Raw genomic sequence first — 13,633 nt, forward strand, 5'->3', positions numbered from 1 at the left:
TATCATTCTGTCGTGAAATTCCTGCACATTTGCAGTATTTACTCTAGTTCCAGAGGAATTAAGCGAAATAAACTGCACTTTTGCAGCAATATATTGGCCCGGCAACCTTTTTCCTCTGAAAACTAGCTAATCTAGCTTACCTGGCAACTAGCCATGCTTGCCACCATGCTTGCCACCACGCTTACCCTACCAACCTGGTTAACCCTATAACTAGCCATGCTTTCCGCGATGCTTAACCTACCAACCTAGTTCATCTAGCGTACCTGACTGTGCCCTTGTCTGCCTTTTATCACTTAAACATACGAAGTCACGCCGGAGGATGCCGAGTTAATAAAGTAGCGGTTGCGTCCTTCCCGCTTCGCTTCATACATCGCCTCATCCGCTTCCCGGATGAGCTGGTCCAGGTCGCAGGGGCCACCTTCATACACGCATACTCCAATGCTTGGCGTTGCAACGAGCGGATAGCCCTGGTAATGAAAAGGGCTGGAGAGACTGGCGATAATCCGTTCCGCCACTTTGGAGGCGTGCCTCGCATCGCTATGGGAAAGCAAAAGCAGGAACTCGTCCCCGCCAAGCCTGCAGACCATATCGGTATCCCGAATATGAGCAGACAGCCTTCCGGCAATCTCCTTCAAGAGCAGATCGCCCGCGCTGTGGCCGAATGCATCGTTGACTTCCTTGAAATTGTCGAGATCGATAAACATGATCGTCAAAAGGGACGTGCCCTCATGTATGTATTGGTCAAAACGCATATTGAACAACACCCGGTTAGGAAGGCCGGTCAATTCATCGTGGTAAGCCAGGTATTCTACCTGCTCCTCCAGCCTCTTCCGTTCCGTGATATCGATAATGACGCCTTCAAGCCTCTCTAAATGGCCAAGTTCATTAAAATAGGGGTTCCCCCGGATTTGAGTCCACCGATATTCACCGTCTTGATGGACAATCCGGCACTCCGTGACGATGCTTCGTTTGTCCAGGACCATTTCTTTTTGGGCTTGCATAATAAGGGGCTTGTCCGCCGGCAATACAATATCGGTCAGAATCCGGTAATCGCCCTTAAAAGCCTCCAACGGCCTACCGCTAATATGAACAATGCCTTCGGACAGACGCATAATGCCATCGCTCAAATTATACGACCAGGTTGCTATCTCGACATTTTGCAGAATGCTACTGAGCTGGTCTCCGGTTTTTTCGGCCTTCAGCCAAAGGGATTTGGTGAATTTCGTGAAGAACAAAGAAAACGCGGTTGAAAATAGCCCGAACGTAATGATATAAACTATGTCGCTTCGCTCCACCGCCGCAAACATTTCATCATGCAATGTGTAAAACATATAGATGGCCGTAGCAAGGTACAAGATGCCGGACAGTAAAACGGCCCTAAAATCGAGATATAAAAGAGTAAACAAGGGAATGAGTCCCAGAAATATAAAATTAACGAGATAAGGATATTTCAAAGTAAGGCTCAGCAAAAAAACGTAAAGCGACGCCACCATCAAAAACATGGCGAATTCCGGAACGCGGCGGCTTGCCACAAGTACCAGCAAACCAATGCCCAGAAGGAGTCCGACCGGTGGATATAGGACGTATATGCTTTTATCTACAATCAGGTTGACTAAGAGCGAAATCAAATAAAAGCTCCAAAGCAGCTTTAGCATCAGCACATTTCGCCGGTGAATTTCTTGTACCCTATTCATGATCCGTTCACGCTCTCCAAAAATAGTAATAAAGAACTAGTTTCGCTTTCTTCCATATTACACCTTTGGGAATTATAAGGGTACTGTTTTATGAAAAATTCTACTTCTCCGAAACCGGACTTAAGGGTTGCGGACCCAGCAATCATCAGTCAAAGAACAGCTGCTTGCGAAAAATCCCCTCTGAACAACAAGGAAATCCATCTTGTTTAGATGGGTTCATTCACTTGTTTTCCAAAAGGGGATTGCCCTGTATTTTCATTCCCTCTGGTTCTCTTTTCCTACTTATGAACCATCTCAAATCGCTTAGTATACATTAAGGCACATACTGCTGCACAATGCCGGTTACCTGCCCGTTTTCAATTGTCAAATGATACGGAAAAAGGCTAACATCAAAAACGTCGGCGTACCGGAGCAGGCTGGCCAGTTTTTCCAGAGTCACCGGCTCATTCCACGAAATCTCGGCATCTTCAACGATGCCAGTACGATCGTAGATTTGCATCAGGACTTGAGTATTCTTGGCTACCGGATAATGCTCCAGTCGTTCATCCTCATTCACGATATAATAACCGTCCGGCGGGCCGTCGATGCCGGCATCCGGTTCCAACTTGGCGAATACGGCTTCGGCTTCTTCCCCGGTGTACCATTGTATGGGATCGACCGTGATTTCGCCACCGTCCGACCCGAGATTGAGCCGGTCGATATAGACGGTCAAGTGCTGTGTTTCCCGGACGGTGTCCGGTGATTTTTCCGGCTTGGCAGCTCCTGAACTGGACGTAGTTAACGAAGACATTACGACAATAAGGAATAAGGGGAGCAGAACCGTCATTAATTTTTTCATTACAAGGTTCCCGCCTTTCCGGTCTTCATCATGAACTTATGAACGGCAATTCGATACACCGACCGACAAGTTATAACACACGCTATAAGTATAAATAACCTTTTTTCAAACGTTTAAACACGAAGTATTATTTATACTTCCATTATATGATCACACTGCCGGAAAAGGGTCACAACCAGGTTAAATCAGGTAACAAAATCTTATTCTTTGAAGGCGTTTTAATGCGCCGGGAAAAACGCCAGTTGGATAACGAAGATCGCCCCAAAGACATAGAGCAGCGGATGAACTTCCCGTCCTTTTCCGCTGACGAGCTTCATCACGGGATAGGTGATGAAGCCGATAGCGATGCCGGTCGCGATACTTGCGGTCAATGGCATCATCAACAAGATAGCGAAGGCAGGAAATGCTTCGTCAAAAGATTTCCACTGAATGCGGGCCAGTCCCTCCATCATAAAGCAACCCACAATGATCAGGGCCGGAGCCGTAATGGCCGGCAATGAGGAGATCGCCCCTACGAGCGGCGAAACGAAGATGGACAGCAGGAACAGAACCGACACGACCAGTGAGGTCAACCCGGTCCGTCCGCCCGCAGCTACCCCGGTTGTCGACTCGATGAACGCAGTCGTTGGGCTCGTGCCGAACATCGAGCCGACCGTCGTCGCCGTCGCATCCGCCAGCAGCGCCGATTTGGCACGAGGGAATTCGCCATTCTTCATAGTGCCCGTTTGCTCCGCCACGCCGATCAGGGTACCTGTCGTATCGAACAACGTAACGAGCAGGAAGGCGAATACGGTGGAGTATAGCCCTTGGCTAAAAACGCCGGGAATATCCATGTCAAAGAAGACCGGCATCGGCGGAGCCGAAACAACGCCGCCGTCAAAATGAAGCTGACCGGTCAGATATCCGATCACCGCGGTCAGCGCCATGCCGATAAAGAGCGCGCCCGGAATACGGCGTGCCATCAGAACGAGCGTAACGAAGACGCCGAAAATCGTCAGCAGCGTTACCGAACGGTGCAGGTCGCCGAAGGTAACGAGGTTGTCGGGGCTGGCGACAACGATGCCGGACATTTTCAGGCCGAGAAATGCGATGAACAGGCCGATGCCGGCCGTGATGCCGAATTTGAGCGAATCGGGAATGGCGCGAATCAGCGCTTCCCGGAGCTTGGTCAGGCTGAGCAGCAGAAACAGTATGCCAGCGATAAACACGGTGCCGAGCACGGTTTGGTAAGTTAAGCCGGTGGATGCGACGACGCTGGTGAAATAAGCGTTAAGCCCCATCCCCGGAGCGATGGCGATCGGGTGATTGGCGAAAAGCGCCATGAACAGCGTGCCGACGACGGCGGAAATGACCGTTGCCATGAACACCTGATCGAACGGAATCCCGGCGGCATGCAATACGGCGGGATTGACGACCAGAATGTAAGCCATGGCCAGGAAGGTGGTCACCCCTGCCAGCAGTTCCGTTTTGACGGTGGTACCATGTTGTTTCAATTTAAAAAATTTATTCATATGGCTCTCCCTTTCTTATGTAAAGCTACTTGTTGTTTAGCCCTCTAGTATTGTCCGCCTATCCCCTATCGTCGTCAAGCGGCCAAGGATTAATTCCACAGACTGTACAGAATTCAGGGAAATTTTAGCCAGAATAATCTTTTTTTACGGGAAACGATATGCGTATCCAAAGGTCGCCTTAATTACCGGCGCCAGCCGGGGAATCGGCAAAGCGATCACAGCCGCCTGGCCCCTTCACGCTGACCCGACCCCGACATGAGGCCTTGAATTGAAAAACCCCGATAAGCACCGCCATGATATGGCGGGCCTATCGGGGTTTTTTGCTATTTTTACTGCTGAGGTTGAGGTTTAGGCTGAGGCTCGGTCGGATGATACTCGATCGGAGCCTGCGTCCGGCGAAGGAACAAACCGAGCAGGAGCGCTATCAGACCTACGAACATTGAAATCGTAAAAGCATCGTGAAGCCCCGCGACCAAAGCGTTCGGCTTTTCCGCCGGATCTTCGGGATTGGCCAAAGCCTGCAAATAACGGGACCGGCCGGAAGAATAAATGCTGATAAACAGCGCCGTGCCGATCGCCCCGGACACCTGTTGCAGCGTATTCATGATGGCGGTGCCATGCGGATACATCCGCGGCGGGAGCTGGTTCAGCCCCGTCGTTTGGCCCGGCATCATCACTAGGGAGATCCCGATGAGAAGCGTAATATGCAGCGTGATTACGATGCCGACCGGCGTGGTGGTCGTTAAGTCTTTCATGAACCACAATGTCCCGATAACAATGATCAAGCCGGGTACGATCAGCGCTCTTGGGCCGAATTTATCGAATAACCGCCCGGCAACGGGCGACATCAACCCATTGATAACGCCGCCGGGCAGCAGGACGAGACCTGCCACGAACGGAGTCAGAAGCAGCGCCCCCTGCAAATACATCGGCAGCAGAATCAGCGTGGAGAACAGCGTCATCATCATAACCATCAGCAACGCAGCTGCAAGCGCGAACATCGGATACTTGAACACCCGGACATCCAGGGTCGGTTCTTTAACCGACAACTGCCGCCATACAAACAAGGCCAGTGCAACAAAGCCCGCGATCAGGCAAGTGTAGACGACCGGATCGGACCAGCCCTCCCCTTCCCCGGCATGACTGAAGCCATAGACGATTCCGCCAAAACCGACCGTGGACAGCAGAATCGATATGAGATCCACTTTCGGTCTGGAAAGCTCGGATACATTCCGCAAATAAACGGCGGCAAACAGAATCGAAAATACGGCTAAAGGAATGACGATGAAGAACAACCAGCGCCAGTTCAACGAATCGAGAATCAGGCCGGACAGCGTCGGGCCGATCGCCGGACCGAACATGATGACGAGGCCGATGGTCCCCATCGCCGCGCCTCTTTTTTCCGGGGGATAAATCGTAAGGATCGTATTCATCATAACCGGAAGCAAAAGCCCTGTTCCGATCGCCTGAATAATCCGTCCGGTCAGCAGGACGCCAAAGGAAGGAGCGATGCCGCACACGATTGTACCGACTAAGAATAAAATCATGGCCGACAGGAACATTTGTCTTGTGGTAAACCATTGTATCAGTAAGGCCGTAATCGGGACCAGAATACCGATCACCAGCATATAAACCGTAGATAACCATTGAATGGTTGAAGGGCTAACGTGCAGTTCGCCCATAAGATCCGTATAAGCTACGTTCAAGAGGGTCTCGTTCAGAATCGAGACGAACGCACCGATAATGAGTGCAATCGTAATCGGAAGCCTTCGAATCCCCTGGGGTTGGGCGGAATGATCCGCGCCCATTGTGCCAACATTCATTTTATAACTTCCTCCAGACTTATCCAGGGTATATTTTTCTGTCTATAGTAGTAGTCTCTATGTGAACAAGACAAACCGTCAGCCGTCAGTCAGAGGCTAAGCATCGGCCTTGCGAATTTAGTTTATGTTTAATCGGCATATTAATTCAACCTATAATTAGACCGTTCTATATTTAAAATTTGAAATAATAGGGGTGCGAAAACGCTACTTCCGGAACAATCTCGGAACCATTTCCGAAGCAATCCGCAGCGGATCGCTGCTTTTTTGGGTCAAGCTCATAATAACCGAGCCTTCTATGATCGCGTTGATCATCACCGACAGCTCACGCGCCTCTTCACTCGAATATCCGGCGGACGCAAATTTCTTTTGGAACTCGGAACCCCAGCACTCATAGGCGCTGCTGCAGGCCTGGCGAATCGTTTCGTTACATTTGGCGGTTTCATGGGCGATTATGCCGATCGGTACTCCAAGCGCCTCCCCATGTTCAAACTGCTCCGTCAAAAGAGCGAACATGCTCTGAACGGCCTCTATCGGATCGGAAACCGATTGAAACACGTCTTGAAGCTTCATGCGTGCCATATTTTGCGTGTACTGAATGGCTTCGCAAGCGAGTTGTTCCTTTCCTTCGGGAAAATGATAATAAAGCGAGCCCTTCGGAGCTCCGCTGAGTTGGGTGATCTGATTCAGCCCGGTGGCATTGTAGCCTTGATTCGATAGCAGCTTGGCTGTCGTCTCAATCAGGGTTTTGCGGGTAAGATTCTGGTTTGGCATCATACTAACCTCGCGTCTCATCATAAATTAAACCAATCGGTCTATATAATTTAGTTTAAATTTGATGCACTGTCAAGAAACAATTCGGGACAAGTGCCGAGTCGTTCTCCTGTCTTTGTAAAATCAAACAGCCGTTCCGGATCTCCCTCAGGATAAGCCGGAACGGCTGATAAAAGTTCGTTAAGTGTTATGCAAATTACCAGGCGTAAGCCTTCGGCGCCTCTCCGCCGGGCCCCGGGAAAATCTCATCCAGCGCCTTCAGCGTATCTTCGCTCAGCTCCACCTCGACGACGCGCAGCGTATCTTCGAACTGCTGAAGCGTGCGCGGTCCGATGATCGGCGCGGTAACCGCCGGATTAGCCAGCGTCCAGGCCAGCGCGACGGTCGCTTCCGCCTCGCCGAGCTCCTTGCAAAGCGCGGTGAACCGTTCCAACTGCGGGCGCAGCTTCTCCAGGCGTTCACCCTGCTTTGCGGTCCGCGAGCCCGGCTGCGGGTTCCAGTTGCCGCCGAGGAGGCCTCCGTCCAGCGGGCTCCACGGAATGACACCGATGCCAAGGTCCTCGGCGGCCGGCAGGACCTCCAGCTCCGGCAAGCGGCAGAGCAGGCTATATTTATGCTGCTCTGAGACGAGTCCCAGCAGGCTATGATTTTTCGCTTCGTATTGGGCTTTGACCAAATCGCGGCCGGCAAAATTACTGGCGCCGACATAACCGATCTTTCCTTGTTTTAACGCAATGTCGAAGGCGTTCCACAATTCATCCCAGGATACGCTCCGGTCCACATGATGCATCTGGTACAGTTCGATATGATCGGTTTGCAGGCGGCGCAGCGAATCCTCCAGATGACGGCGGATTTTATAGGCGGACAATCCGTGTCCCCCGTTCGGGTCCGCGTTCGGATCGCCCATGCCTCCGTATACCTTCGTAGCGAGTACGACCTTATCCCTTCTTCCGCCACCCTGGGCAAACCAGCGTCCGATAATTTCCTCGGTCCAGCCCCGGTGCGGCGTTCCGCCGTAAACATTGGCCGTATCAAAAAAATTCACCCCGGCATCCAGCGCCGCGTCCATAATTTTGAACGCTTCCCGTTCCTCCGTGCTCGGTCCGAAATTCATCGTCCCCAGACACAATCGGCTGACATTCAAGCCGCTTCTTCCCAATTTCGCATACTTCATTGCAACAACCTCCTCGATATATGATGGCTGGCATTAACTGAAGCAAACTGCCCTTCCATTATATACCTCGCAGAGGTCTTGGACAAAATATCCGGTTGCAATGCTGGATTTTGAGATTTATTTTACCGGTTGACGTAAAATCGTTCTCAGCCTGTCCGGGGCGGTCTTGCGGTAATCGCTCAAGTAAATTTCGTGATGCTTCCCGACCGGAGTAAAGCCATGCTCCTCAATATAGCTATGAATTTGTGCCAGCGTTCGAGGCTCATCGGTAAATGGACCCTGATGCAGCATTTGTACGCAGGAGCCTTCTTCCATATTTTCAAAAGCCACCTGATGTAATTTCTCGGAAGTACCCGGGGAAGTCTGGCCCTGCTTGGCCAACGCCTGATTTCTCGCCTTCTCTACAGCCTCAGCCGTTACATAATCAGGTTGGCGGATCAACAACTTCCAGTGCCATTCCTCTCTGGGAACAGCCAGCGCATCTTTAAAGGAATCTACTTTACTCTCAACCCACCACAAACCTTCCAGTTTGGCTACAACAAAGTCTTCTCCCGTCTGCTTGTAAATTCCTTTAATTCCATAGGCCAGCTTGTACAAAGACTCCGTTGCGGTTGCAAAAGCCTTGCTGTCAGGTGAACCGTATCCGGTCAAAGCGAGGTAATTATAGGGTGGCAGCGTGAGATACTCAGGATGGCGTGCGGCGGTATAATAGGCGGTGTCCGCCTTGGTTAAATCCAGTTTTCCAGTTTGCTGTTTCATTCGAGGTGACCTCCTTGGTTGTTTTAGGGATATTTCTATCTTAAAGGAAAGACCCTGACAGCAGCCTGTCAGGGTTTTCGGCTCAAAATCTATATCTCTTAAGTCTCCCAAATTATGGCCAACTTCGTGTAAAATATCGATTAGAAGCAATTCATTGGTGGGTGGGTGAAGTCCATGAAAAAGTTTAAAATATATGCAGTAAAGATTCTAGTCTTTCTGGCCTTGTTCAGGATCCTGTTGTTCTTTATGCAAAAGATTTTTGGCTATATCCGGCTTCCGGATGGCTACGAACTCATTATTCAATTAGGCGCATCCGGAATTATGGTGTTATTGGCATTGTTGCTTACAAGTTTTTTAACCCGAAATGATGATGATGAAGTGTTTACGCAAGCCCGAAGAGATGGACAGTAATCCATCCTAGCCCGGACAACGCCAGCGAGCCAATCAGTCCTGCCCAGAACGGGCGGATGCCTAAACGTCGGAACGCCGCGAAGTCCACGCCAAGCCCCAATCCGGCCATCGCCATGGCGATAAGGAGATAGGCGGCTGCGACAAGATAGGCCGAGAGCCGTTGCGGAACAATTCCAAGGGTGTTAACCCCGCTCATGAGGAGGAAGCCAAGAATAAACCAAGGAATCGGGATCGAACGGAATCCCCGGTTTTTGTAATGATCCTCCAAAGCATCCGGCAAATCCGGCCGTTTCACCGAATCCGCAGACTCGGCTTCCCTCCCCCGCCGTTTTCTTTGTACCCAAGCGCCCACCAGCAACGCTACAGGAACAAGCATCGCTACCCGCGTCAGCTTCACTACGACCGCCAGGTCGACAGCTTCTTTTCCGCCAGGGGCTGCCGCCGCGATCACATGCGCAATCTCATGCAGCGTGGATCCCGAAAATACCCCATAGCCTTCCGGTGTAAGTCCAAAAACCGGATATAGCAAGGTATACGCCAAAGTAAATATCGTTCCCAAAATCGCAACAACGGCCGCACCTATCGCGGTCTCTTCATCCCCCGCCTCCACCTGTGGGGCAATCGCCACCACAGCTGCCGCCCCGCAGATAGCGGTACCGCAAGCGGTTAGCATGCTCAATTTAGAATCCACTTTGAACAGCGAAGCAAGACCGTAAACAACGAACAGGGTCACTGTAATATGAATCAGAGCTATAATGAGTACGCTCGGCCCGGCTTGGACAATGTCCCCCAAATTCAGCCGCATGCCGAGCAGAATAATGCCGAGGCGAAGCAGTTTTTTACCGGAAAACGAAATTCCTTCCGCAATAGCGGCAGGCACGCCAAATATCGCCCGCCAGGCCATACCTAGGATCATGGCGATCACTAGCTGTCCCATGACGTTCAAGAACGGGAGAACCGCCATGTATTTGGCTGCTACCGCAAGCAGCAAGGTTAGGCCGAGGCCCTGCACAAAGCCGATTTTTTGCCTCCGTTTGTACGGTCGTGCCTCAATCTGTATCTTTACCGTTTGTGCCATGTCTTTCACTCCAAGCCTGTTATATAGAAGGAACCGCGCTGTCTCACGTTCATGTTATCTCCCGTCGCAACGAAAGTGAAATAGGAATCTGCTATTCCTATCATCAGAAATACTAATGATTGAATTGTTGCAGTTACAGGATCAGGGATACAATGGAATCAGAGAGGAAGTGAAAGAGTGTGATCGTGGAAACATTGCGCGTATTTGTTACGGTGGCGGAGCAAAGCCATTTTTCGCGGGCGGCAGAGATGCTCAATCTGTCTCAGCCCGGAGTAAGTCTACATGTCCGCAATCTTGAAAATGAATTCGGAGCCCAATTGCTGAACCGTTCCCCCAAACATGTGAAGCTGACGGAGGAGGGCGAGATTTTGTACCGCCAGGCCAAGCAAATTTTGGCGCTTTACGAGGGGGCGAAGCAGGAAATCCGGCTGCTCCATGAGATTGTGACCGGCTCCATTCACATCGGTGCCAGCTTTACGATCGGTGAGTACATTTTGCCTCGCATGCTGGCGGAGTTTGCCACGGGCTGCCCGGAGGTGGAGATGCAAGTAACGATTGGCAATACCGAAGAGATCACCCGGGGCGTCCGGCTGAGCGAGCTTGACCTCGGCCTCGTGGAAGGCGAAGTTCCCGATCAGTCCGAGATGCGGGTTACGCCATACATGAAGGATGAAATGATCGTAGTTGCCGCACCGGAGCACCCTTTATCCTCGCTTCGGCGGGCAGAATACTCCTACCTGCAAAACCTGGTATGGATTTTGCGCGAAAGCGGCTCCGGAACACGGGCGTTCAGCGACCGTTTTCTACAGGAGCGCAGCCTGACCGTGAAGCAATCTTATGTCTTCAACAGCAGCCAAGGCGTAAAAGAAGCGGTCGCCGCCGGCCTCGGCGTCGCCTTGCTCTCCCGCTGGGTCGTCCGCAAAGAACTGGCCAGCGGCGAACTGCTCGAAATCATAACCGACGGCACCGCATTACAGCGCGATTTCTCTCTGATTCGTAACAAACACGCTTCCCCCACCTTAGCCGTGGACATGTTCCTTCAAAAGCTGTTGGAGGTCCATCAGTAGCCGGGGGTTTTGGCGGTTGCGCCTAGCCTGGGGGAATTGGCATATGTGATTGGTATCCGCATACGACGCGAGTGATTGGCATGGAGGATTGGCGGAAGTGCGTCTATTTGGCCGTATAAAGCAATATGACTGATGGGGCTGCAAGGTCCGTGATAAGCAACTTTATCAGAGACAGTGAGAATGAATAACAAGTGTTTGTTTTGTTATGTGTAGGAATACCAGTAGCTGTTGAGTGAAGAGGCAGGCTAAGTGGAGTTATTCCGAGTTAAGTGGGTTAGGTGAGTAATTTTATCGGACAGTCGCACCTAGTATAGAAAGTGGACACCTCTTAACCACTCACGGATAATAGAGTTAATATAATTAAGAGGTGGCGCGGAGCATGAGTGAAAAAAGGCAAAGCTACAACGAGACGTTTAAACGAGAAGCTGTGAGATACGTTCAAGAACAGACGAAGTCCCTTCCTCAGATTGCTGAAGAACTAAACATAAATCCGGATACGTTGCGGCAATGGGTTGGGAAGTACCGGGAGTTCGAGAACGAACCTATCAACCACGGGGAGACTCTTCGCAATCAGTCTCAAACTATTCACGACCAGCAACGTGAGATTGAGGATCTGAAAGAGGAGATCGCGATCTTAAAAAAAGCCATGCACATCTTCAGCAAAGAAAGGAACTAAGGTTCCAGTTCATCAAAGATCATCGCTCCGAGTTTCGAGTGGAGAAGATGTGCGAGGTCCTCAGCGTTTCCAGGAGCGGCTTTTACAAGTAGTTGAACCACGTGCCAAGTGAACAGCAAAAACGCAAGGAGCAGCTTACAGCGCGCATCCAATGGCACTATATCGACTCGGAGAATCGTTACGGCAGCCCTCGAATATGGAATGAACTCCAAAAGGAAGGGTGGATTGTCGCAGAGAAAACAGTCAGCAATATTATGCGGGACCACGGGCTTCGCTCGTGCATGAGTCGTAAGTTTAAGGTAATGACCACCGACTCCAAGCATGATTTGCCAATTTCACCAAATTTGCTCAAGCAAAACTTCAAAGCAACAGCCCCAAACCAAAAATGGGTTGCAGACATTACCTACATCCCTTGTCGCCAAGGGATGCTGTATTTGGCAAGCGTTTTGGATTTATGTACAAAGCAAGTAGTTGGATGGAAGCTTAGTGATCGAATGACCACCGAACTTGTTACTGAAGCGTTAGACCAAGCCTACAAAGCCAAGAAACCAAAGAAGGGGCTCATCCATCACTCGGATCGAGGCTCCCAGTATGCCTCCAAGGAGTACCGCAACAAACTAAAGAAATACAAAATCAAGGCGAGCATGAGCCGCAAGGGCAATTGCTACGACAATGCTTGTATCGAAGCCTTCCACAGCATCTTGAAACGGGAGCTCATTTACTGTTCGCCGAAATTCAAAACAAAGCAGGAAGCCTTTGAAAAGCTATACAGGTACATTGAGTTTTTCTACAACCGCAAACGTTCCAACAGCACACTTGGCTACATGTCCCCGTGTCGTTTTGAGGAGCAATTTTACCGTAAGCAGGCAGTGTAAGAAGTGTCTACTTTCTTGACAGAAGAGCAAGTCGCTACTTATGCAGGAACGATGGGGGCGTTGAGAATGAGTTTCCGGCTGGCGGGCGGACTGTTGGGCGTTTTAGAGTAAATTGAGGCATTGAGTAGATTGAGCATTGAGCAGAGTATAGCATTGAGTGGAAGCTTGAGTGGATTGAGATGAGTATGGGGTAACTTGAGCTATTTATGGTTAGTTGATTAGTTTGTTAGAAAGCATGTTCACGCCCGGCTGCTGTCGAGCTAGAATATTAACTGGATTAACTACAGTTAATTTCTCGGTTATTGTAAAAAACAAAAAATAACTGGAAAACCTCCAGTTATTTTTTGCTATCTAGTACTTTTTTGGCGTTTGGGGCCGAAAACGAAAAAATTAGCTGGAGGTTTTCCGGTTAAATTGGCAATTTGGCCGATTTTGAGGAAATTAACTGGAGGTTTTCCAGTTAATTACCTGGAATGACCGCCCCAGATGAGGCGTTACTCCCGTTACTCCCGTCTCTCGCGTCAATCCTCATGGCCCTGCGGCGAGGTTGGCTGTTGTGGCGAGGCCGGTTGCTGCGCCGGGCCGGCCAGGCGGAGGCGTTCTTCCGCTGCCGCCGGGGTACCGGCGTCCGGGCTGGATTCGACATAGTGCTTCAGCAGGGAGAGCTTGTTCTCCCAGAAGCGGTCGAAGTAAGCCAGCCAGCGCTTCAGCTCGAGCAGCGGATCCGCGTCGAGCCGGTAGCGCGTTTCCCGGCCGACCTTCCGTTCCCGGACCAGTCCCGCATCGGAGAGGATGCGAAGATGCTTGGAGACGGCGGTCCGGCTCATCGGAAAGTGGCCGGTCAGGTCTTTCAGCGGCAGCTCGCGGTCGCCAAGCAAGCCTAGAAGCTGGCGCCGGGTCGGATCTGCGACCGCCTGAAAGACATCTTGGTTCGGCGCGGAGGCCGTGGACGTCAT

Annotated in this window: 13 protein-coding genes; 4 read left to right on the plus strand and 9 right to left on the minus strand. The window is 50.9% G+C overall.

The annotated features are described in order from the left end of the window. Positions 1–293: 293 nt before the first annotated feature. From DFP94_RS20210 to DFP94_RS20240, 7 genes are all read right to left on the minus strand, one after another. Positions 294–1,694 (minus strand): sensor domain-containing diguanylate cyclase, encoded by a 1,401-nt coding sequence (locus DFP94_RS20210; RefSeq protein WP_114498294.1) that lies wholly within the window; start codon positions 1,692–1,694, stop codon positions 294–296. 313 nt (positions 1,695–2,007) lie between these two features. Continuing rightward, positions 2,008–2,532 (minus strand): hypothetical protein, encoded by a 525-nt coding sequence (locus DFP94_RS20215; RefSeq protein WP_114498295.1) that lies wholly within the window; start codon positions 2,530–2,532, stop codon positions 2,008–2,010. Positions 2,533–2,750: 218 nt separating this feature from the next. Continuing rightward, positions 2,751–4,043: an NCS2 family permease gene (locus DFP94_RS20220; protein ID WP_114498296.1), complete on the minus strand. Its 1,293-nt coding sequence runs from the start codon at positions 4,041–4,043 to the stop codon at positions 2,751–2,753. A 329-nt stretch (positions 4,044–4,372) separates the two neighbouring features. Beyond that, on the minus strand, positions 4,373–5,851 hold the full coding sequence (locus DFP94_RS20225; RefSeq protein WP_425459270.1) for an MDR family MFS transporter: 1,479 nt from the start codon (positions 5,849–5,851) through the stop codon (positions 4,373–4,375). Between the two features lie 219 nt (positions 5,852–6,070). Then, on the minus strand, positions 6,071–6,640 hold the full coding sequence (locus DFP94_RS20230) for a TetR/AcrR family transcriptional regulator (RefSeq protein ID WP_245955003.1): 570 nt from the start codon (positions 6,638–6,640) through the stop codon (positions 6,071–6,073). 193 nt (positions 6,641–6,833) lie between these two features. Beyond that, positions 6,834–7,811, minus strand: coding sequence for an aldo/keto reductase (locus tag DFP94_RS20235; RefSeq protein ID WP_114498299.1), 978 nt, complete (start codon positions 7,809–7,811; stop codon positions 6,834–6,836). Between the two features lie 117 nt (positions 7,812–7,928). Beyond that, on the minus strand, positions 7,929–8,570 hold the full coding sequence (locus DFP94_RS20240; protein ID WP_114498300.1) for a GyrI-like domain-containing protein: 642 nt from the start codon (positions 8,568–8,570) through the stop codon (positions 7,929–7,931). Positions 8,571–8,744: 174 nt separating this feature from the next. Between DFP94_RS20240 and DFP94_RS20245 the strand changes: the two genes are divergently transcribed. After that, the gene (locus tag DFP94_RS20245) at positions 8,745–8,981 is read left to right on the plus strand and encodes a hypothetical protein (protein ID WP_114498301.1); all 237 of its coding nucleotides are present in this window, start codon (positions 8,745–8,747) and stop codon (positions 8,979–8,981) included. On the opposite strand, the gene DFP94_RS20250 is transcribed toward DFP94_RS20245, so the two are convergent. Then, on the minus strand, positions 8,953–10,059 hold the full coding sequence (locus tag DFP94_RS20250) for a YeiH family protein (RefSeq protein ID WP_114498302.1): 1,107 nt from the start codon (positions 10,057–10,059) through the stop codon (positions 8,953–8,955). The two genes, DFP94_RS20245 and DFP94_RS20250, sit on opposite strands and share 29 nt — an antisense overlap. Positions 10,060–10,238: 179 nt before the next feature. On the opposite strand from DFP94_RS20250, the gene DFP94_RS20255 reads away from it, so the two are divergent. The 3 genes from DFP94_RS20255 (at position 10,239) to DFP94_RS20265 (ending at position 12,677) form a co-directional block, all read left to right on the plus strand. Continuing rightward, positions 10,239–11,126: a LysR family transcriptional regulator gene (locus tag DFP94_RS20255; RefSeq protein ID WP_114498303.1), complete on the plus strand. Its 888-nt coding sequence runs from the start codon at positions 10,239–10,241 to the stop codon at positions 11,124–11,126. A gap of 379 nt (positions 11,127–11,505) precedes the next feature. Continuing rightward, positions 11,506–11,802 (plus strand): transposase, encoded by a 297-nt coding sequence (locus tag DFP94_RS20260; protein WP_114498304.1) that lies wholly within the window; start codon positions 11,506–11,508, stop codon positions 11,800–11,802. Positions 11,803–11,903: 101 nt separating this feature from the next. Further along, complete coding sequence (locus tag DFP94_RS20265) at positions 11,904–12,677, plus strand: IS3 family transposase (protein WP_181873235.1); 774 nt, start codon at positions 11,904–11,906, stop codon at positions 12,675–12,677. A gap of 521 nt (positions 12,678–13,198) precedes the next feature. On the opposite strand, the gene DFP94_RS20270 is transcribed toward DFP94_RS20265, so the two are convergent. Beyond that, the gene (locus DFP94_RS20270) at positions 13,199–13,633 is read right to left on the minus strand and encodes an ArsR/SmtB family transcription factor (RefSeq protein ID WP_114498306.1); all 435 of its coding nucleotides are present in this window, start codon (positions 13,631–13,633) and stop codon (positions 13,199–13,201) included.

Source organism: Fontibacillus phaseoli, assembly GCF_003337355.1.
In the GTDB taxonomy this organism is placed as follows: Bacteria; Bacillota; Bacilli; order Paenibacillales; family Paenibacillaceae; genus Fontibacillus; species Fontibacillus phaseoli.

What these genes read in the sequence shown, in the direction of transcription:
- DFP94_RS20225 (WP_425459270.1), bottom strand. Translation starts at nt 5,851, where the DNA reads ATGGGCGCGGATCATTCCGCCCAACCCCAGGGGATTCGAAGGCTTCCG.
- DFP94_RS20250 (WP_114498302.1), bottom strand. Translation starts at nt 10,059, where the DNA reads ATGGCACAAACGGTAAAGATACAGATTGAGGCACGACCGTACAAACGG.
- DFP94_RS20245 (WP_114498301.1), top strand. Translation starts at nt 8,745, where the DNA reads ATGAAAAAGTTTAAAATATATGCAGTAAAGATTCTAGTCTTTCTGGCC.
- DFP94_RS20235 (WP_114498299.1), bottom strand. Translation starts at nt 7,811, where the DNA reads ATGAAGTATGCGAAATTGGGAAGAAGCGGCTTGAATGTCAGCCGATTG.
- DFP94_RS20215 (WP_114498295.1), bottom strand. Translation starts at nt 2,532, where the DNA reads ATGAAAAAATTAATGACGGTTCTGCTCCCCTTATTCCTTATTGTCGTA.
- DFP94_RS20240 (WP_114498300.1), bottom strand. Translation starts at nt 8,570, where the DNA reads ATGAAACAGCAAACTGGAAAACTGGATTTAACCAAGGCGGACACCGCC.
- DFP94_RS20220 (WP_114498296.1), bottom strand. Translation starts at nt 4,043, where the DNA reads ATGAATAAATTTTTTAAATTGAAACAACATGGTACCACCGTCAAAACG.
- DFP94_RS20270 (WP_114498306.1), bottom strand. Translation starts at nt 13,633, where the DNA reads ATGACGTCCACGGCCTCCGCGCCGAACCAAGATGTCTTTCAGGCGGTC.
- DFP94_RS20260 (WP_114498304.1), top strand. Translation starts at nt 11,506, where the DNA reads ATGAGTGAAAAAAGGCAAAGCTACAACGAGACGTTTAAACGAGAAGCT.
- DFP94_RS20230 (WP_245955003.1), bottom strand. Translation starts at nt 6,640, where the DNA reads ATGATGCCAAACCAGAATCTTACCCGCAAAACCCTGATTGAGACGACA.
- DFP94_RS20210 (WP_114498294.1), bottom strand. Translation starts at nt 1,694, where the DNA reads ATGAATAGGGTACAAGAAATTCACCGGCGAAATGTGCTGATGCTAAAG.